This window comes from Qipengyuania sp. (assembly GCF_964227205.1).
Taxonomy (GTDB): Bacteria; Pseudomonadota; Alphaproteobacteria; order Sphingomonadales; family Sphingomonadaceae; genus Qipengyuania.
Map to the genome: position 1 here is coordinate 742,632 of NZ_CAXQVB010000002.1, position 19,228 is coordinate 761,859.

Consider the following 19,228-nt stretch of genomic DNA (forward strand, 5'->3'; position numbering starts at 1 on the left):
GCAAGTTGACGGCGTCCCGCCGCGTGCTAGCCTTCCCCTTCGCACCCGCAAAAGCGGGGCATGCAAGGGGAACAGGATGCAGCAGCTCCAGGGCATGGATGCGAGTTTCGTCGCGCTCGAGACGCGCAATTCGCCGATGCACATCGGCTCGATCCTGATCTACAATCCCGAAACCGCGCCCGATGGCTTCGTGCGGTTCAAGGATATCCTCGCCTTTTTCGAAAGCCGCCTGCAATTATCCAAGACGATGCGCCAGCGGATGGTGCGTGTGCCCTTCGACCTCGACTATCCCTACTGGATCGAGGATCCCGACTTCGACCTTGAATACCACGTCCGCCACGTGGCGCTGCCCGCGCCCGGCAACTGGCGCCAATTGTGCATCCAGGCCGCGCGCATCTTCGCCCGCCCGCTCGATCTCGACCGGCCGCCGTGGGAGTTCACCGTGGTCGAGGGGCTCGACAATGTCGAAGGCCTGCCCAAGGGCTGTTATGCCTACATTACCAAGGTCCACCACGCCGCGATCGACGGGATGAGCGGGATCGACCTGATGGAGGCGACACATACGCTGCGGCCCGACGAGCCGCCACCGCCCGGGCCCGACGAATGGAAGCCCGAGAAGGTCCCCAATCCGATCGAGCTGCTCGGCAAGAGCTATTTCAACGCGATCGCCAATCCGCTCAAGCAGATCGAGGTCGCGGCCAAGGCGGCGCCGGGCCTTGCCAAGGCGCTGCGCGGTCTCGCGGCGAAGGAATTCGACGTCTCGACCGAGATGATCGCGCCCAAGACGCGCTTCAACAGGAAAATCGGTCCGCACCGCGTGGTCGAAGGCGTCAGCGTCCCGCTGGCGGATATCAAGGCGATCCGCAGTGCGGTCGAGGGCGCCAAGGTCAACGACGTATTCCTTGCCATCATCGGGGGCGCCATGCGGCGCTATCTCGACAGCAAGGGCGAGCTGCCCGGGAAATCGCTCACTGCGATGGCGCCGATCTCGGTCCGGTCGAAGGGCGAGAAGAATGCGATGGGCAACCAGGTCGCCGCGATGATCGCCCCGCTGGGTACGCAGATCGCCGATCCGGTCGAGCGGCTGGCATGGGTGCACGATCGCACGACCAATTCCAAGGCGATGACCGACGCCATGGGCGCGCGCAACATGACCGAGATGAGCAAGGTCAGCCCTGCGCTGTGGATGAGCCTCGGCGCGCAGCTCTATACCCGCCTCAGCCTCGCCAACCGCGGCGTGGGCCCGATCTTCACCACCGTGGTGACCAATGTGCCGGGCCCGCCGGTGCCGATCTATTCGGCCGGTGCGCGGCTCGAGAGCATGATGGGCCTGATCTGCCTGACCGACGGCATGGGCCTCGCGCATGTGGTGCAGAGCTATACCCAGGAAGCGACCATCGCCTTCACCGCCGACCGCGAGATGATGGACGATCCGGAATTCTACGCGGCCTGCATTCGCGAAAGTTTCGAGGAATTGCGCGATGCTGCGGCGGGGACTGCCGCCCCCGCAGAACAAAAACCTCCGGCGAAGAAGAGCTTAGCCGAATCTGCACCCAAGAAGCCCGCCGCGAAGAAGCGGACCGCACCGAGGAAAAAGCCGTCCGAACCCGTCAAAGGGGGCACCAAGACCTCCACCAGGCGTTCCAACAAGGCTGCCCAACCCCTGAAAGGCCCGACCATCGAATGACGACAACCACCACCGAAGCCCGCCCGCCCAGCCGCCTGCTCACGCTGGCCGAACCGGGCCGCGCGATGGGCGAATTGGCCAGCTTCTACGCGCTGCGCCCGCTGCTTTCGATGTTGCCGCGCGGCGACGGGCACGGCGTGCTGGTGCTCCCCGGCTTCATGGCGTCGGATTACTCGACTGCACCGCTGCGTTCGCTGCTGTCCGATCTCGGCTACGACGCGGTCGGCTGGAATCTCGGCCGCAACGTCCGGGTCGACAATGCCCGGATCGAGGCGATGATGGGCTGTGTCGAGGAGTTGCACGAGCGCACGGGCGAGAAGATCAGCATTGTCGGCTGGAGCCTCGGCGGGGTGTTCGCACGCGAGCTGGCCAAGCTTGCGCCCGAAAAGATCCGCGGGGTGGTCAGCCTCGGCTCGCCGATAAGCGACGATCGCGGCCATACCAATGCCGCGCGCCTGTTCGAATATCTCAACGGCAAGGAACCCGAGCCGATGCAGGGCGGCAACTTCCGCAAGCTGGCAGAGGCGCCGCCGGTGCCGACCACCTCGATCCTCACGCGGACCGACGGTGTCGTGCACTGGCGCGGCTCGGTGCAGTGCGACGACCATGCCCAATGCGAGAACATCGAGGTCCATGCGAGCCATTGCGGGCTCGGCGTGAACCCGGCGGCGGTCTATGCCATCGCCGACCGGCTGGCGCAGCCCGAAGGGACATGGAAGCCCTTCCGCGCCACCGGCCTTGCGAGCCTGTTCTTCCCCCGCCGCGCGCTCGCCTGACCGGTCAGAACATCTTGCGCAGGTCGATACCGAGATAGCGGCCTACCGGGTCGATCCGGCGCGGATCGTAGGCCTCGGGAACCAGCCCTTGCGCATCGACCACGCGGCGCTGGCCGTCGAAGAGATTGTCGACGACGAAAGCGACGCGGAAGCCCTTGAAGAAGCCGTCCTCGCGCTCGAGGATCTGGCCGAGGTCGGCGAACAGGCGCAGGTCGAAGGTGACCAGATCGCCAAAGAACAGGTCGCTCGATCCGGGCAGCCCGCTACCACGCAGCACCGCCTGCCCGAGGTAGTTGCCCGACAGGCGCACGCCATATCCGTCGATGAACATGCCGCCTTCGAGCCGCGTGCTGTGCCTGGGGATCGCCCCGCTGCCGAGCACGTAGCCGTCGAGCTGGTCGAACACCGGCCCGCCTTCGGCCAGCGTGACCTCGTTCTGCAGCGCGATGGTGTGGTTGAGATTGACGAAATAGCGCCCACCGCCTCCGCCGCGCCGGGCAAAGGGGCTCATCCCCGCACCGCCTTCGCGCTGGCCGCCCTCGCCGCGCGGGGACCCGCCGGGACCTTCGGCCGCGCACATACGGGTGCGGAACTGGTTGAGCCGTTTCTGGTCGATCTCGCCATCCTCGCCGCGCAGCCGTTCGAGCATCTGCGGAGGTAACGCGTCGATCCGCGGCGGTTCGGCGCACAGTGCCTCGCGCATGGCGGCAAAGCGGTCGACGTCGGCCTCGCCATCGGCGCTGCACAGACGCTGGCGCAACATCTCGACCCGCACGGGATCGGGATTGCCATCGGCATCGACCAGCCGTGCGCGCATGCCCTCGGGCAGCTGCGACAGGTCGGGCGTTTTCGTCGCTGGCGCGGCGCAGAACTGCTCGCGCATCCGGGCGAAGTGCTCGGGATCGAAGCGTGGCTGCTGGTTCCCGTCGCCACCGATCCCGCGCGGCGGGCCCCGGCGCGACCCGCCCGGGCGGCCGCCGCGTGGTTCGTCCGAACCGCCGATGCGTCCGCGCATCGAGAGGCCGAAGCTGAGCGTGCGGCTGCGCGTTTCGTAAAGCGTCACGGGCCGCCGGTCGATCGCCAGGAGCTCGCCCCCCGCATCGCGCGCCACCCGGTCGGGAAAGGCCTGCTCGAAGGCGGCGGTGAAGGCGGGCGAAGACAGCGTCACGTCGCGCGAGCGGTTGATGCCGTAATCGACCTGCAGCCGCGCGCCGTCGAGCGGAAGTTGCCAGTTCGCCCCCAGCTTCCAGTCCGATTGCGTTTCCGCACCGAGATCGGGATTGCCGCCGGTGGTGACCGTGGCGAGCACATCGCGTCCCGTGGCGAAATCGAAAACCGGCACGTTGAATTCATCTATGCGCGGATTGCCGAGTGCCGAAATGCCCGGAGCCGCCTCGCGCCAGATACGCGTGACCTGGAGGTTGAGCCTGTCGATAGGCGACCAGTTGAAACCCGCGCTCCAGTTGGCAAGGCCACCGAAATCGGACAGGTCCTCGGCTCCGGCGGACAGGTTGAGGCTGGCGTTGCCGATCGCCCCCCAAGCTCCGTCGCGGCGGGCGATGGGGATGTTGAGATTGATCCCGCCATCGAAGCGGCGGCGCGTGATCGAGACATCGCTCGCCGAACGCGAATCCGCGCTGTCCAGCCGTGTCCAGTCGAAACCAAGGTCAAACGTGGCCGAAACCTCGCCCGCCGGCAGGTCGACCGGATAGCCGGTGAAGGTCGCCTTGTTGACCACCGTGCGCGTGCGCGTTTCGGCAGAGTCGAAATCCGCGGCATCGCGGCGATCGATTTCGGTATCGCCATTGGCGAGCACGGCGTCGCTGGTGAAGGTTGTCTTCCACGAGCCGATGCTGCGATTGTAGGCGGCGCCGAGCGAGAGCGTGTCGGTGCGGCCGCGGCGCTCGATCGGCTCGATCGTACCACCCGTGTCGCGCAGGCCCGAGAGGCCCGTTCTCTCTTGCCGCGAGGCGGTGGCATTGAGGCTGAGCGAGGAGCCGCTGTCGATGAAGGCACGCGCATAATTGGCGGTTCCCTCGACCTGCCAGCTGTCCGACACGAGGCTGCGGAAGGGTGCCTCGTCGGCGACACCGGGGATGGCGGAGGGCACGGTGAAGCCACGTTCGGCCTCGGTCAGCAGGCTGGTATCCTCGACGTCGAGGTTGAAGTTGAGCCGCGCACCGTCGGCGATCCTGAGATAGGTCGCCTCCTCCTCGTTGCGCCAGTAGCTACCGCGCGCGGGTGCCTCGATCTCGCCCTCGAGCGTGAGCGCCGAATAGTCGTTCTTGAGCACGATGTTCACGACGCGCTGGTCGGGATCGTAGCCGAAGCGCTGCGCGACCTCTTCGGCAAAGACCTCGACCTTGGCGATGCTTTCGGGCGGGTAGGAGTGGAACTCGCGTGGGCTCGACACGCGGATGCCGTTGATGAGGAAGACCGGGCGCCCTCCGCCCCGGCTGCCGCGCGCGCCACCGGTCGAAGGCTCGATCGCGGCGATAATATCGGCAATCGAGCTGCCGCCGAAGGCCGCGATGTCCTCGCTGTCATATTCGGCGACCGGCGGCTGGTCGACGATCAGCTGCCCGCGGATCCGCTCGCCGGTAACGATGATCGAGCCAGGAGCGGCAAGGTCCTCCTCGCCGGCTTCCGAGGCGGCATCGGCGGCCTGCGCCACATCCTGTGCCTGCGAGACATTCGCCCACCCCAGGGCCACCAGCGAAACTGCTGCAAACCTTATCGATTCCAAGAAACGGGCCTTCCTATGGACACTCTCGAACCGCCCCCGGGAGAAGGCTATGTGGGCAAGAATGCCGAACGACAAGCCTGGTTTCCGTATCGCTTTGTCGCCGGTCGGGGGCCATCGGCGGTCGGTCGATGGAGGTCGCGTGTCGCCAAGGCTTCCCTTTTGGCGCCCGCGCCGCTAAAGGCCGCCGCTCTGATTGCATATACGAACGGACACGACGGACTAGATGGCCAAGGAAGAACTTCTCGAAATGCGCGGCCGGGTGGTGGAGCTGCTGCCCAATGCGATGTTCCGCGTCGAGCTCGAGAACGGCCATGAAGTGCTCGGCCATACCGCCGGCAAGATGCGCAAGAACCGCATCCGCGTGCTGGTGGGCGACGAGGTCCTGTGCGAGCTGACGCCCTACGACCTGACCAAGGCGCGCATCACCTACCGCTTCATGCCCGGTCGCGGCGGCCCCGGCCCGCAATAAGCGCCCGTGGGCCAGCCCACTCTCATTCTAGCATCGGCCAGTCCCCGCAGGCGCGAGCTCCTCGCCCGCCTCGGTGCGACGCCCTCTGCCGTTGCTCCAGCCGATATCGACGAAACGCCGCATAAGGGCGAGCTGCCGCGCGACTATGCCCGCCGCATGGCGCGCGAAAAGGCCGAGGCGGCGGCATCGGGCGAAGGCCATGTGCTTGCGGGTGACACAGTGGTCGCCGCCGGGCGCCGCATCCTGCCCAAGGTCGAGGACGAGGCCACCGCGCGCCAATGTCTCGAACTGCTTTCGGGACGCCGCCACCGCGTGCTTTCGGCGATCGCGCTGCGCGCGCCCGACGGCGGCATTCGCGAGCGGCTGAGCGAGACCGTGGTCATCTTTAAGCGGCTCTCTGCCGACGAAATCGACGCCTATATCGCCAGCGGCGACTGGCACGGCAAGGCCGGCGGGTATGCCATCCAGGGCGTGGCCGAAGGGCTGGTCCGCCGCATCCAGGGGAGCCATTCGGGCGTCGTCGGCCTGCCGCTCTACGAAACACGCGCGCTGCTCAAGGCCGCGGGATTCGACCTTGCCTAGCCTCCCCCAACGGGGGAGGGGGACCGTCGCAGACGGTGGTAGGGCAGGCGCCCTGATCCGAGCCGCAGACGTTCCGAACCGCCGAAAGTGCCCCTCCCCCATGCTGCGCATGGGTCCCCTCCCCGGGCCGGGGAGGCGGTGATGGCCGAATGGGTTGTCGAGCAGGGCATCGGCGAAAGCCGGGCGCAGCTGCTCGAAGGCGACGAGGTGCTGGCCGCAAAGCTGCGCTGGCCGGAGGAAATCGCCGCGGGCGAGAGCTTCGAGGGCAAGCTGCTGCGCAAAAGCGGCACACGGGGACTGGCGCAGCATCCCTCGGGCCGCGAAATCCTTGTCGACAAGCTCCCGCGCGATGCCGGCGAGGGCGCGAGTTACCGCTTCACCGTGACCCGCGCGGCGATGGCCGAACGCGGGCGGTTGAAGCTGCCCGCCGCGCGCCCCGCCGAAGCTGTCGGAACCACCACCAGCGATCCTTTCGCGGAGGCAAAGCCCGTCCGCCACTTCCCTTCCGGGGCATGGGAAGACATCTGGCACGCCGCCTCTTCGGGCGAAGTCGGTTTTGCGGGCGGCGCGCTGCTCTTCGCGGTGACTCCGGGCATGACCGTCATCGATATCGACGGCGAGCTTTCCCCGCGCGAACTGGCTCTCGCCGCCGTGCCCGAACTGGCGCGCTGGCTGCGGCTCTTCGACCTCGGCGGGTCGATCGGGATCGATTTCCCCACGCTTGCCGCCAAGGCCGATCGCAAGGCGGTCGATGCGGCGCTGGACGAGGCGCTGGACGGCTGGCCGCACGAACGCACCGCGATGAACGGCTTCGGCTTCGTCCAGATCGTAGCGCGGCTCGAAGGGCCCTCGCTGCTCCATCGCTTCGCGACATCGCGCGTGGGCATGGCCGCGCGCATGGCGCTGCGGCGCGCGGAACAGGTCGAGGGACCGGGCGCGACGCTGCTCACGGTCCATCCTGCGCTCAAGGCCAAGCTCAAGCCCGAATGGTGCGCCGAACTCGAGCGGCGGACCGCGCGCCCGGTGCGGATAGAGACCGATCCGGGGCTTGCGATCGAGGCTGCCGCGGCCCAGATCGTCGCCCATGACGACTAAGCCCCGCCCCTGCCCGATCTGCAGGAAGCCGCGCAGTGAGGAATTCGCGCCCTTCTGCTCGAGCCGCTGCCGCGACCGCGACCTCTCGCAATGGTTCGGCGATGGCTATGCGGTGCCCGGACGCCCCGCGCTGCCCGAGGAAATAGCCGCCGAGGTCATTCAGGGGAAAGAGGACTAAATACCCCCTTGCCAAGGCCGCCCGCCTTCGCCATAGGCGCCTCCTCATTGCTCGCGGGGCTGCACAGCCCCCCCTTTGACGAAGCAGTGTGCCCGGGTAGCTCAGTGGTAGAGCAGACGATTGAAAATCGTCGTGTCGGTGGTTCGACTCCGCCCCTGGGCACCACTTTTCATTCCGCGCCGGTCCGTATCAGTCCGGAAAACCCTTGCAGAACTGCCGTTTACGGCCCTATCGACGTTCCGCGCCGTTCCGCTGCCTTCCGCCGAAAGCCGGGGCATGTTGGGGGCACGAGCGGGGACTCGCGGCGCTGGTTTGGGGGCACCGGATGGCGCTGACAGTGACGCAGGTGAAAAACGCCCGGCCGGGCGATTCTCCTTACAAGCTCCACGACACCGGCGGCCTGTTCCTGCTCGTCACGAAAACCGGCACGAAGAGCTGGCGCCAGAAGTACCGTTTCGGGGGCAAGGAGAAGCAGCTGACGCATGGGCAGTTCCCCATGATGTCGCTCAGCGAAGCGCGCGAGCTGCGCGATCAGGCGAAGCGCGAACTCGCGCAGGGGCTCGATCCATCGGCGAAGGCGCGCGAGATCCGCGCGCGGCGCGCCGGCACGCTCGTCGGCGGTTCCACCTTCAGGCAAGCCGCGCTGCGCTGGCATGCGCTGCAGTCGCACGGGTGGAAGAAGCGCCACGCGGACGACGTGAAGAACAGTCTCGAGAAGGAGGCCTTTCCCGCGATCGGAGACCGGCCCATCGCCGAGCTGCTGCCGGCGGACATCAGGCCGATCATCGAGGAGATGCAGGACCGCGGCGCGGTCGACCAGGCGCACCGCATGCTGATGCGGATCTCGCGCATCTTCCAGCTGGCGATCGTGGACGAGGAAGCAGACGTCGACCCGGCCGCGCCGCTCACGGCGATCCTCAACCCCGTTCCGAAGCGCAAGTACAAGGCGATCCTCAAGCTCGAGGAGGCGCGCGCCGCGCTCCAGACCTTCGAAGCGGAGCGCCACTGGCCAGAGACGAAGCTCGCCTCGCGCCTGCTGGCGCTGACGGCAGCACGGCCGGGCCCGGTGCGCTTTGCGCAGAAGGAGGAGTTCGTCGACCTCGACGGCGACCAGCCGCGCTGGATCATCCCGGCCGCGAAGATGAAGCTCGAGCGCGCCGAGAGCGAGCAGGAGAACTTCGCCTTCGAGATCCCGCTTGCCCGGCAGACGGTCGAACTGGTGAAGGCGGCCATCGCGAATGCGGGCCCGCGCGCCTGGCTCTTCCCCTCGGTCCAGTTCCCGCGCAAGCCGATCAGCGAAAACGCGCTCAGCGTCGCCTACAGGCGCAGCCCGCTGTTCCAGGGCAGGCATGTGCCGCACGGCTGGCGATCGAGCTTCTCGACGATCATGAACGAACGCGCGGCCGATCTCGATCGTCCGGGCGATCGCGCGATCATCGACCTCATGCTGGGCCACAAGCCCGAGGGCGTCGAGGCGCACTACAACCGCGCCGCCTACATGCCGCGTCGGCGGAAGCTGGCGCAGGAATGGGCGGACATGCTCACGCCCGGGCTGGTGCCGGTCGAGCAGCTGCTCGAGGGTCCGCGCAACTAGCCGCTCGCGCGGCGGGAGGTGCGGCATGACGGCGCACGCTCTCGACCTTCACAGCCGGGCCAAGACGCGGCGCGACTGTTTCGACATCGATGATCCTCGCGCGCAGGTGTTCCGGCGCATCGAGCACGGCATCTACTTCAAGGAGGCCCTGCTCGAGACGCTCGACGAATGGGCCGATTGGTCGAAGCAGAAAGGCAAGCAGCATCTTCTCGGCCAGAACTGCCGCAAGGTGCTCGACTACCTTCTCCGCTGCTGCGACTTCGAAACCGGTATCTGCGAACCGTCGATCGACACGCTGATGAAAAAGACTCACTTCGCCAGGGCGACAATCGTCCGCGCGCTGCATCTGCTCTGGGAGAAGGGCTTCGTGAACTGGATCCGGCGTACTGCCAGGACGAACAACGCGCCGGACGAAGGCCCTCCCGTTGTCCAGGTGAGCAACGCCTACTTCTTCGACCTCGCGCGGATGCCCGCTCGCTGCATGAAGCGGCTGAAAGAGAAGCTCCGGCGCAAGGGCCGGGCCTTCACCCCGCCCCAGTCGCCATCGTTCCCGCGCTACGAGGGCCTCCAGAAACGGCGCTCGAAGGCTATCCGCGACAAGGTGGCTTATGACAGGGCAGTAAAGCGCAACGCGCTCCAGCGCGCACGGACGCCCGAGGAAACCGTCGCCGCCCTCTACCCGGGCGACGAGGCGGCTCAGCGCGCCCACCTCGCCATGTTGGAGAGTGCGAGTTCAGAGGCTAGCCTGAATCCCCCCCCCGATCGAAGAATTCATAAGGAGTGAGACCGCTTTAGGCGGTCTCACGCGTTCTTCTGATTGGGGATGGCCCGCAAAATCCCCTCGAAAAATCACCGATAGCAGCGATCCGAAGCCTCGGAGGTCGGCGGCTGCGCCGCCTCCATGCTTGGCGAGGGGCCAAGCGCAAGATGCGTGCCAGCACATCTTCTCTACGCGCGGTACTGGCGGAAAGGTCGGGTCCTACTGGGTCAGCTTCTTGAGCTGCTCGACAAATAGCTCGAGGATCGCTTGGAGCTCCTCGACCGACGGATGATCCGTCGCGCTTCCGATCGCCCTCGCAGTCCCTCGCATGGCCAAGATGAGCGCGCGATCCTTTGCATGCCCCATCTTCTCGAGCCGCATGGCGAAATGGTTGAGCGAGCGCGCGACTTCCACGCCACTCATCTCCTGCTCATCGGGCCAGCCATTCGCCATGGTTCCGGCCTAGGCCGCACTTCCTCGATGTTCAAGCGGACAGGAGCTCGCCCCAGCGGTCGAAGATCACGCGGCGCCGATCGAGCAGCTGCGCGCGGTTGTAGGCTGCCTCGACCTTGTCCTTCGGCGAATGCGCCAGCGCGCGATCGATATCGGTGCGCCACTCGGGTCCGAGATCCTCGTTGAGGATGGTCGAGAAGCTCGAGCGCCAGCCATGCGGGACGTGCCGGCCGGCAAAGCCGGCGCGATTGTAGAGCTCGCGCAGCGTGCCCTCGCCGATCGGCCCGCTCGACCGACCGGGGAATACCAGCCGGTCAACTTGGGGTTCACCCCCGATTGAAGCGGGGCGAACCCCGCGCAGGATCCACAGCGCCTCTTCGCTCAGCGGCACGACATGATCGAACCGCTCCTCGCCCTTCTTCGGCTTCGACAGCTTCATGCGCTCGGCTGGTACCGTCCAGATCCGCGCCTCGAGGTCGACCTCCGTCCAGCGCATCCCGCGTACAGCGGCCAGGCGGACGGCCGTCAGCGCGAGGAAGCGCGACGCCATGATCGACACCGCGGCGCCGCGGTCGACCTCGCACGCCGCGAGCAGCGCGCGGCAATCGTCGATCGAGGTCAGCGCTGGGTGCGGTACCGAGAGCTTGCCCTTCTTCATCGCGCGGCCGAGCTGCGCGGCTGGATCATCCTCGCAAAGGCCTTCGGCAATTCCGAAACCGAAGATCGCGGAGAGGCGCTGGCGCAGCCGTCCGGCCGTCTCGAGACAGCCGCGACGTTCGACCAGGCGCACTATATCGAGCAGCTCGCGCGGCTGGACCGCGCCGATCGGCCGGGCACCGAGCTCGGGGAAGACGTCTCGCTCGAGGCTGGCGAGGACGTCGGCCGCATGCGTCTGGCTCCAACTAGCTCGATGATGCCGGTGCCAGCCACGCGCCAGCTGCTCGAAAGAATCGGCCGAGCGCTGAGCGCGCGATGGATCCACGCCCTGCTCGAGTTGCTCCTTCGCCTGCGCCTGCAGGATCCGGGCCCGAGCGACGTTGATCTCGGGAAACTGGCCGATCGTGAGCAGCTTCTCACGGCCGCGCCAGCGGTACTTCAGCTGCCAGCTCTTCGTCCCCGTGGGTCGGACGAGCAGGTGCATGCCGCCTTGGTCGTGCAGCTTGTAGGCGCGACTTTGCGCGCCGGCGGCTTTCGCCGCGGCGTTGGTAAGCATTCTCGGATCCTTCAGGAAATCGGCCGAGCCGAAGAGTTCACAAGTTCACAATTCGAAACCGGCTGTGTGAACCGGAACGTTGCCCTACGCCCCACCGCAATATGCGCCTGCCCCGGGGAAGGACCCGCTGACTTCGGACATGAGACAGTGGAGGACCTAGTCCTGGGACTATTCGCTCCACCAAGGCTGAGATAAGAAGCCTTCATGGCGGAGAAGGTAAGTCTAATACGGCGTGCTGTCAGAAAGCTTGGGCCCGGCAATCCGCTAGAGGCTATCGACCTTGACGCAGTATTTCCATCTCAGGAAGAACTCAACGAGGACAAAGACGATAATCGCCGCATGGCCCGCCACTACGCTGAAGACTTCGAAAAGGCCTCGGAGTCAAACAACCGTGTTATGACCGAGCAATCAAGATGGTTGGGAGCAACCTTGACCACCATCAATATTGCTGGACTGTTCGCCCCCTTACAGTTCAAAGGCTCAGCCCTGCTGCAAGGCATCGCTCTTGCGGCGTTCGTATTGGGCATTATCGCTTCTCTATGGGGCACTCACCTTGGGATCCGAAACGGACTGGCGATGTCTCTGCGTCTTGGGGAAATCAAAGGCTATTGGCGCGCAGTAGAACACAACGGGTTTCGCGATCGCGACACCGAACTGCAAATCGCGCAGCTAGGAACCGAGGCATTGCAGAAGGCGGGCGGCGCGTACGCTAGCGGGTACATTTCACTCGGTGCATTCGTATTTGGCGCAGCAAGTACCGCTCTCGCATTCTTATTGTGACGTATAGCCCGCCCATTGCGGCGGATAATCCCTCCGCCGCAATCGCGCGCGGAAACCGCGCTTTCCTGCGCCTCTCCGGCCACCGCGGCTTCGGCGATACCCCCAGCGATACCCCCAAATTTGGGCGCACTTGTCCCGGCTCTACGAACCGCTAGGACAACTCGATGCCGCGCCGATCGTCACGCCCTCGCCTACTGCCCGACGACGTCGAGCTTGGTGAGGGATGGATCCGTCACGATGGTGCGGGTTGCCCGGTCGCGCTCGATGCGCGGCCGGCGATTCTCTTCACGAGCGGTACGCGGTTCGCGCTCGGCACGCGATCGGCCGACGAATGGGAAGCCTTCGAGGAAGGCAGCTGCTGGGAATGGCGCGGCCGTGAGGCCTCCGGCTTCGATATCCTCGCCTACTGGCCCGGCTGAGCGTTTGCATTCGGATCGATCTCGGCCTGCCGAATGATCCAGTCGATCAGCGCGTCGAGTTGTAGGGCCTGCTCGGTTGCGACGAGGTCGCGCTCGAGCTGGTCGGCCGATCCGCGCTCGGCGGCAGGAAGTCGAGCATCCGCGGTCGCTGCAGCAGCTCGGTCGCCGGCAGTGGATAGGCCGGGCACTTCGAGGCTTCCGCCCTTACGGGTAGCGGTGTCTCGGGTTCGTAGTTCTTTGCGCAGGCGCTCAGCGCGAGCGCGAGCATCGGCAAGACGAGCATTGTAGTCGGCTTCGATCGCATCGGAGATCTCCTGTTGCTCCCTTCGCACCCTGGCAAGGCGTTGGCGCTCGAGCTCGGCGGCCTCTGCCTGGGCGTTGCGGTAGTCGGTCTTGGTCTTCCGGTGAGCGCCCTTCTCGGCATCGCGTTCGGCCGCGGCCGTCTTCGCGGTCTCGATCCAACCGGTCATCGATATCGGCCCGAGCTTGAAGCCCTCGAGACGCGCCGTCTGCACACCGGCAAAGCCAAGCGAGATCAGGATGACGGTGCCGATCGCGGCGCACCACACACCCTTCAGCGCGACTTCGGCGCTGGTCCATGCCGGTACCCTCACTTCGCGGCGTCCTTCAGGCAGAGCGCGGTCTCGGCCGCGCGCCGGCGCTCTAGCCCGCGCAGCTTGCGGCCGCCGGCGTAGACATAACGGCCGAGGAAGCGGCAGGCCTCGACCTGCCTGCCTTGTTCGAACAGTCTTGCGACGCTCGATCGGCCGTATTTGCCGAGCCCGACATTGTAGGCGAAGCTGGTGTGCGCCGCCCATTGGTGCGGATAGCCGGTGATCCCGGGATTGCGCCGGCGCACGCCTTCGAGGAACTCGGCCGAGGCCTCCTCGAGCATGGCCAGGCATTCGGCGTCGGTATAGCGGCGCATCTCGACGCGTGTCTCGCCATAGCAGACCGTGAGGATCCCGATCGGGTCGCGATAGGGTTCGTTGCGCTTGCCTTCCCACGGCGCGATCGTCGCCGCAGCCATCGCCAGTGCGGTGAGGACGGAGCCGACCAGGCCCAGCTTGGTCGCGTTCGATGCGCCCGCCGGCGCTCCGGGATTAGCCATCGCGCCTCTCCGTGCGTGCAGCCCGCAGATCCCGCCCGAATTTGTAGAGCAGGTAGATGCTCTGCAGGGCGAGGTAGATCAGCGTCGCGATGAAAACCCATTGCTCGAGCGTCAGCCCGGCAGTGTCGGCCGCCAGGACGGCGACCGGCGGAGCGGACTTGGCCGCGGCCGTCGCGTATTCGCTGCTGTTGTGCTCGAGCATTGATGCATTCTCCTTCGCCGCCGCGACCGCGCCGGATGTTTAAATGAAGTTGGGGAAGCGGGCCGTCAGGCTATTTCCACCCCGGTTCGCGTCACCGCGCGAAGCAGGCTCTGCGCACCGCCCTTGATCGCCTTGCCGTCGGTGCCCGGATCGACCGAGTACTTCTTGAACAGGCTCGGGCGTCCCTTCATTGCCGTGGACGCGACTGCGGCGGGATTGCCGCCGGTGCCGTTGTAATTGACGTTCACCGTGTAGGTGCCGGTGCCCCCACTGCCCGTGCCCAGCGCGGTGATGTAGGTCCGTTCGAGGACGCCGGTCCCTTCGACCAGGTCGCCGACCTCCAGCGTGCCCGAGGAGATCGCAGATACCGTCAGCGCGGTGCCGTTGATCGACCCGGTGAAGCTTGCCGGCGTGATCCCGTTGACGCGATAGGCCGAGAGCCAGCCCTTGTGCTTCACCCGGCCACGCGTGCCCGCGGCGATATCCTGCAGGGTGACGCCCGCGAACAGCTCCGGATCGTCGGCGCTGGTCATCGGCCGGATCGCATCCATCCTGCGATCGTAGGCGACCATCGTCTTGCGCGGGATCGTCGCACCCGTGGTGTTAAGGAGCGACTTCTCCTCGTCGGTGATACGCGGATAATAGGCGTTGTTCGCCCCATTCTCCTCGTCGCCGACATAGACCACATGCGGAGTGTTGCCGAAGCCGATGATGTGAATCTCGCTGAAGAGCGACGCATTGGCCGTGAACGGCGATGCCCCGGCGGTCGGGTCGATATAGACGATGCCGTGGATTGTGTTGTGCGTGTAGGCGATGAGGTCGGGGCAACCCGACTGCAGGAAGCCGAACGACAGCGCCCTCCCGCTGGCGCTGCCCGAAACCAGCGTGTTGCCATGAATCAGCAGCACCGTGGCGAAGGCGAAATCGTCGTTGTTGTGGCAGGCGACGGCCGCACCATTGGCCGCTTCGATGTAGTTGTGCTCGATCAGGAAGAACTTGCCCGAGGAGGTTCCGGCGCCGATCGCGCTCTGGCTCTGCGGCGCGCGATAGTTGTTGCCCGACGGATTGCCGAGGTGCTTGATCTCGTTGTTGCGGATGATCCAGACGCGGTTCGCGAAAATGCCGTCGCCATTGTCGCCATCGCTTTCGGGGTGCAGCGTATAGCGGGCGTTCGTCGCGTGGATCGAGAGGCCCTCGATGCGGTACGAGCCCTGCAGCTTGAAGGCGCTGTCGGTGTCGATCAGCACCCCGCTCGCCCCGTCGCCGGGATTGTAGTTGATGCGAGAGACGTGCAGGCCGCGGCCGACGAAGTGGACGAAGAACTCCCCGTCGTGCGTAATCTGCTCGGTCTCGTTGAACAGACCTTCGCCGATGCGGATCAGCACATGGTGGAAGGACTTCGTCTTGGTGATGGCCTCGTAGGCCGCCTTGACCGACGTGAAGTCACCGCTGCCATCGGTCTCGACCGTGATGATCTCGTCGTAGATGTCGGGATGGTTGGGGACCGAATACTTCGCCATCCACGCGAGAAGGCTGGTCTCGCGCTCGCGGATCATTGCCGTCATTGCAGTGATCGTCTTGTCGAGCGGTTCGGCCTGGCCGATGGTCACGCCGATCGGCTCGATCGTCTCGACCGTCGCCGCGTTGCCAACGCTCGATAGTTTCACCTCGGGGCGGATTTGGTTCTCGTCGCCCTGCACCGTGTATTCGAAGCGATAGATCGCGAAGCCTGCCGTCGCATAGACGATGGTCGGCGTTCCCTCGGTCCGGTCCACGGTCACGAGGTCTGTCCTGCGGACATTGAGCTTGGGCACGAGCGTCCGCGTGAAGGGCGCACTCAGCAAGAGCGCGAAGAAGATCTGACGCTTTTGTCCGACCTCCCAGGTCTCGGGCAGGTCGGCCGCGTTCAGATACTCGCGAATGAAGGTGTTGTTGCCGGTGACGCCGATCGGGATCGTCACCTCGCGCCCCGTCTTCGTAGCGCCGCCGCTGGTCGTGATGCTCGATATCGAAACCGGCAGCTTGTTCTCGCCGGTGAGGTAGGAGTGATAGGCCTGTGCAGCGATCGACTCCGCCCATTCCTTCGCGCTCTTCGTCGACGCGCCGCCCGGCTCGGTGCCCTCGGCCCAGGCTTCTGCCTGGTCGACGATTGCGTTGAGTTCGGTCTTCAGCACTGCGCCGATCGATTCGAGCGCGACCTCGTAGCTCGTACCGGCGAACTCGGTCCCCGCCGTGGTTACGTTGAGCCGAATATCGCGCACGAAAACGGCGCTCGAGGCAGGCGCAGTGCCCAGCAGGTCGCCGAAGAGCGTGAAGTCGCCGGTCGTATCCTCGATCCCTGCCAGCGCCGCCTGCAGCACCACCATGCGCAGCTCGCCCGCGCTGCCGTCGACCACCGCGAAGCCGCCGTCGCCGCTCGCCGTGTTCATGTCCAGCGACAGGTCCGAGGATCCGGCCTGGCGGGTCAGGTCTAGCGCGAAGGTCCAACCGGTGATGTCGATCGGCGCACCGTCGGCGTCGACAAGGGTGAGCACCTTATCGAACACCACGCTCTCGCGAGCGTAGAGCAGGGTCTTGTTCATCGCTTATCCTGTCAGGGAGTGTTGTAGTTGCCGCCACCGCCACTGCCGCCGGGCGGAGTGGGCGGATCATCGTAGACACCGCTGTCGCTGGTCGATTGCCCGCCGATGAAGATCAGCGAACGGTCGGCCATCTGGGTTTCGGCGGGGCTTTCATGCGCCGAATAGGTTCCGGCGAGGGGGTCGTAGAAGACCCCGAAATTGGTGCCGCTGGCGAGGCTGGTCATGTCGTCGGTATCGGCCGGAAAGCTCACCTGCGAGCCGTCGTAGAGCGTGCCCGTGAAGGCCGCGACCGCGATGCTGTCGTCATCGCTGGTCAGCGGGTAGGCTAGGCTCTTCGAGGCGATCCACCGCGCCCCCCGGGCACCCTCCATCACACCCGTGGTGACCGGGCCCAGGACCCGCCGCGCGCCGGGCTCGCCGCTCACGACATAGCTGACCGCGACCTCATAGGCCGTTTCGTCCGCCACGCCGGTGATCGCCTTCTCTGTCATCGCAGGCGGAAAGTCCCCGCCGTGGATCCATGGGGTCGTGCCGCTGACCCGTTGCTCGACACGGATTGCCTGCGCCAGGCTGTCGTCGCTGGCCCCCGAGAGGAACAGCGCGGGCTGATCGCCACGCGGCCCACTGACCTGCCCGCCGAGCAGCGACCAGGCAGCTGCTCCGGGCGCGTCGATCGCCGGCGGCGCGGCCTGCTGGGTCGCGGTCGCCGTGTTCGGGTTGCTGTCGCTTGCAGGATCGAAGGCGTAAACCGAGGCGGCGATCTCGCGCAGGTCGATCCGGATGTGCCATTTGCCGTCGCGCTGGTAGCTCTCGATGCGGAACACCTTGCGCGCCCCCCCGAAGTGGCGCGCGCTCGTCCATCCGATCCAGTCGCCTTCCTCGAGCTCGCAGAACCGCGGCCCCAGCGAAAGGCCCCCTTTGCCCTGCAGGCGGCCAAGCTTACGGGTGATCTCGGCGCAACGCTCGGCCTGCCCTTCGACAGTGACCTGCTTGAGCTCGAGCGTCTCGACCCTCTGCCCGCCATCGGCGATGATATCGGCATAGTCGCGCCGGATCGAAGCGGTGTGCATCTTCCACTTCTGGTCGGGCTCGACATAGCGCGGGATGACCGAGTTGATCCATTCGCGGTCGCCTTCCCCGCGGAAGGCTTCGTATTGGACCTCGGCGAGGTTGAGGATGTCGAGATCGGTGATCTCGGCGACCACGGCCTTTGCCTGCCCGGGCTCGACCTCGATGCTTCCTTCGGGCTGGCGAATGATGCCCGCCATGGCCGCGGCAAAATAGCCCTCCACGGTCAGGAATTCCTCGTCCGCACCGATCAGGCCGTTGAAGGTATAGCGCTTCTCCCCATCGACCAGCTCGTCGCAGGTCGCGCTGTGCGCGATACTGCGTTCGGGCGGAGCCTCGATCTCGGATAGGCCGCGGCCGATCAGCAGCTGCTCAGGCTGGTCTACCTGGTCGAGCGCGAAGATCCCGCGCTGGAAATTGTAGCGGCAGACATTCGCGTTGTCGCTCCACTCCCATGTCGAGGGATCGGCCCAGCGATGCGTGCCCGATCCGCCGGTGACGGTGCTGTCCTTCGCCGGATCGTAGAGCTTCTTGCCCTTCAGGACGAAGATGAAGCGCGGCCGCCCCCCCGACCATACCGGGTTCTGCACTTCGGGATCGTCGGCCTTGTAGGCGACCGCTACGCAGGCGACGCCCTTGCAATTGTTGTCCGGATCGTCCCAGCCCGGCCCATTCGCGGTGACGTGGCTCGGCCAGGCCTGCGTCGCTGTGCCGGGAAGGAAGTGGACCTTGAGCTGGCTGTTGTAGCCGGCGACGTCGCCGTCGCCGCCGAAAGCGACATATTCGTCGTTGACGTAGAAGCCGACCAGCTCTTCGCATTCGTGGTCGACGAGCGCGATCTGCTGGACTTCCCAGTCGGTGCCGTACTTGCCACCATAGTTGAACGCGTCGAGCAGGCTCCCGGCAGTAGCAAAGGTTCCCAACCCTGCTTGTCGCGGGACCTCGCCCATCTGCAGGGTGGTCTCGCTGGCTTGGCGCTCCTCCTGGTTCGCAGCTTTGGGGCTGAAAATCGACGACGCAGTAAGCGAAAGCCCCTGGAGAACGAGGAACGGATTGCCCGTCGCGAAACCGACAGCCGCGATCGCGATGCCGGCAACCGCCTTGACGACCTTACTCACCGAGCGGCTCCGCGCTCCATGCGGCAATCATCTCGCGCCGCGACACGCGCTCGAGCCGACGCTCGCCAGGCGAGCACAGCGTCTGCCCCTCGACTACCATGACGTGGAAGAAGCCTTCGCTGTCGACGACGCCGGCGATATCGCCGAACTGGGCCCGCGCAGGCTCTATCCGGCGAAACAGCCGGTCGGTCGCCGCCTCGATACCGCCCAGCTTGACCAGGGCACGCTTCGCGCCTGCCTCGGTCCGCCATGTAGTGCCGAGATCCGGAGCGCTGCCGAACTGCGCCTCGACAGCCCCCAGCACAAAGCGGACGCAGCAATTGCGGTCGAAGTCGTGCGGCTCGGCGAGCTTGATGTCGAGATAGGCGACCAGCGCCATGAGATCGCGGGCCATC

At 66.1% G+C, this 19,228-nt stretch carries 19 protein-coding genes and 1 tRNA gene; 11 read left to right on the forward strand and 9 right to left on the reverse strand.

Going from position 1 to position 19,228, the window contains the following annotated elements:
• The first annotated feature begins 76 nt into the window (after positions 1-76).
• Complete coding sequence (locus tag ACEQZ0_RS05610) at positions 77-1,687, forward strand: wax ester/triacylglycerol synthase family O-acyltransferase (RefSeq protein ID WP_370189201.1); 1,611 nt, start codon at positions 77-79, stop codon at positions 1,685-1,687.
• The gene (locus tag ACEQZ0_RS05615; protein ID WP_370189203.1) at positions 1,684-2,463 is read left to right on the forward strand and encodes an esterase/lipase family protein; all 780 of its coding nucleotides are present in this window, start codon (positions 1,684-1,686) and stop codon (positions 2,461-2,463) included. The genes ACEQZ0_RS05610 and ACEQZ0_RS05615 overlap by 4 nt, the downstream gene beginning before the upstream one ends.
• 4 nt (positions 2,464-2,467) lie before the next feature.
• Here ACEQZ0_RS05615 and ACEQZ0_RS05620 read toward each other — a convergent pair whose 3' ends face one another.
• Complete coding sequence (locus tag ACEQZ0_RS05620; protein ID WP_370221280.1) at positions 2,468-5,176, reverse strand: hypothetical protein; 2,709 nt, start codon at positions 5,174-5,176, stop codon at positions 2,468-2,470.
• Positions 5,177-5,432: 256 nt separating this feature from the next.
• Between ACEQZ0_RS05620 and infA the strand changes: the two genes are divergently transcribed.
• The 7 genes from infA to ACEQZ0_RS05655 all read left to right on the forward strand — a co-directional run bounded on the left by infA (position 5,433) and on the right by ACEQZ0_RS05655 (position 9,911).
• Positions 5,433-5,678, forward strand: coding sequence for a translation initiation factor IF-1 (gene infA / locus ACEQZ0_RS05625; RefSeq protein ID WP_007163491.1), 246 nt, complete (start codon positions 5,433-5,435; stop codon positions 5,676-5,678).
• 6 nt (positions 5,679-5,684) lie between these two features.
• Positions 5,685-6,260 (forward strand): nucleoside triphosphate pyrophosphatase, encoded by a 576-nt coding sequence (locus ACEQZ0_RS05630; protein ID WP_370189210.1) that lies wholly within the window; start codon positions 5,685-5,687, stop codon positions 6,258-6,260.
• Positions 6,261-6,401: 141 nt separating this feature from the next.
• The gene (locus ACEQZ0_RS05635; RefSeq protein ID WP_370189211.1) at positions 6,402-7,355 is read left to right on the forward strand and encodes a ribonuclease E/G; all 954 of its coding nucleotides are present in this window, start codon (positions 6,402-6,404) and stop codon (positions 7,353-7,355) included.
• Complete coding sequence (gene yacG, locus ACEQZ0_RS05640) at positions 7,345-7,533, forward strand: DNA gyrase inhibitor YacG (protein WP_370189213.1); 189 nt, start codon at positions 7,345-7,347, stop codon at positions 7,531-7,533. Before ACEQZ0_RS05635 ends, yacG begins: the two co-directional genes overlap by 11 nt.
• A 90-nt stretch (positions 7,534-7,623) precedes the next feature.
• Positions 7,624-7,698, forward strand: a tRNA-Phe gene (locus ACEQZ0_RS05645).
• Positions 7,699-7,858: 160 nt separating this feature from the next.
• Positions 7,859-9,127, forward strand: a complete 1,269-nt coding sequence (locus tag ACEQZ0_RS05650) for a tyrosine-type recombinase/integrase (protein WP_370189215.1) — start codon at positions 7,859-7,861, stop codon at positions 9,125-9,127.
• 25 nt (positions 9,128-9,152) lie between these two features.
• The gene (locus ACEQZ0_RS05655; protein ID WP_370189217.1) at positions 9,153-9,911 is read left to right on the forward strand and encodes a hypothetical protein; all 759 of its coding nucleotides are present in this window, start codon (positions 9,153-9,155) and stop codon (positions 9,909-9,911) included.
• A 195-nt stretch (positions 9,912-10,106) separates the two neighbouring features.
• On the opposite strand, the gene ACEQZ0_RS05660 is transcribed toward ACEQZ0_RS05655, so the two are convergent.
• Together ACEQZ0_RS05660 and ACEQZ0_RS05665 are read right to left on the reverse strand one after the other, a co-directional pair.
• Positions 10,107-10,340, reverse strand: a complete 234-nt coding sequence (locus ACEQZ0_RS05660) for a hypothetical protein (RefSeq protein WP_370189219.1) — start codon at positions 10,338-10,340, stop codon at positions 10,107-10,109.
• Between the two features lie 31 nt (positions 10,341-10,371).
• The gene (locus tag ACEQZ0_RS05665; protein WP_370189221.1) at positions 10,372-11,553 is read right to left on the reverse strand and encodes a tyrosine-type recombinase/integrase; all 1,182 of its coding nucleotides are present in this window, start codon (positions 11,551-11,553) and stop codon (positions 10,372-10,374) included.
• A gap of 204 nt (positions 11,554-11,757) precedes the next feature.
• On the opposite strand from ACEQZ0_RS05665, the gene ACEQZ0_RS05670 reads away from it, so the two are divergent.
• A complete protein-coding gene (locus ACEQZ0_RS05670) occupies positions 11,758-12,333 on the forward strand; it encodes a hypothetical protein (protein WP_370189223.1) in 576 nt (191 codons plus the stop codon).
• A 164-nt stretch (positions 12,334-12,497) separates the two neighbouring features.
• Positions 12,498-12,752, forward strand: a complete 255-nt coding sequence (locus ACEQZ0_RS05675; protein ID WP_370189225.1) for a hypothetical protein — start codon at positions 12,498-12,500, stop codon at positions 12,750-12,752.
• On the opposite strand, the gene ACEQZ0_RS05680 is transcribed toward ACEQZ0_RS05675, so the two are convergent.
• From ACEQZ0_RS05680 to ACEQZ0_RS05705, 6 genes are all read right to left on the reverse strand, one after another.
• Entirely contained in the window at positions 12,737-13,366 is a 630-nt protein-coding gene (locus tag ACEQZ0_RS05680; RefSeq protein ID WP_370189227.1) for a hypothetical protein, read from the reverse strand. The two genes, ACEQZ0_RS05675 and ACEQZ0_RS05680, sit on opposite strands and share 16 nt — an antisense overlap.
• On the reverse strand, positions 13,363-13,863 hold the full coding sequence (locus ACEQZ0_RS05685; RefSeq protein WP_370189229.1) for a lysozyme: 501 nt from the start codon (positions 13,861-13,863) through the stop codon (positions 13,363-13,365). Before ACEQZ0_RS05685 ends, ACEQZ0_RS05680 begins: the two co-directional genes overlap by 4 nt.
• Positions 13,856-14,065, reverse strand: a complete 210-nt coding sequence (locus ACEQZ0_RS05690) for a hypothetical protein (RefSeq protein ID WP_370189231.1) — start codon at positions 14,063-14,065, stop codon at positions 13,856-13,858. The genes ACEQZ0_RS05685 and ACEQZ0_RS05690 overlap by 8 nt, the downstream gene beginning before the upstream one ends.
• 65 nt (positions 14,066-14,130) lie before the next feature.
• Positions 14,131-16,647 carry a hypothetical protein gene (locus ACEQZ0_RS05695; RefSeq protein ID WP_370189233.1) on the reverse strand — a complete coding sequence of 839 codons (2,517 nt, stop codon included), beginning with the start codon at positions 16,645-16,647 and terminating at the stop codon, positions 14,131-14,133.
• Positions 16,648-16,658: 11 nt separating this feature from the next.
• Entirely contained in the window at positions 16,659-18,833 is a 2,175-nt protein-coding gene (locus tag ACEQZ0_RS05700) for a phage tail protein (protein WP_370189234.1), read from the reverse strand.
• A complete protein-coding gene (locus ACEQZ0_RS05705; protein ID WP_370189236.1) occupies positions 18,826-19,227 on the reverse strand; it encodes a hypothetical protein in 402 nt (133 codons plus the stop codon). The genes ACEQZ0_RS05700 and ACEQZ0_RS05705 overlap by 8 nt, the downstream gene beginning before the upstream one ends.
• Position 19,228 lies beyond the last annotated feature (1 nt).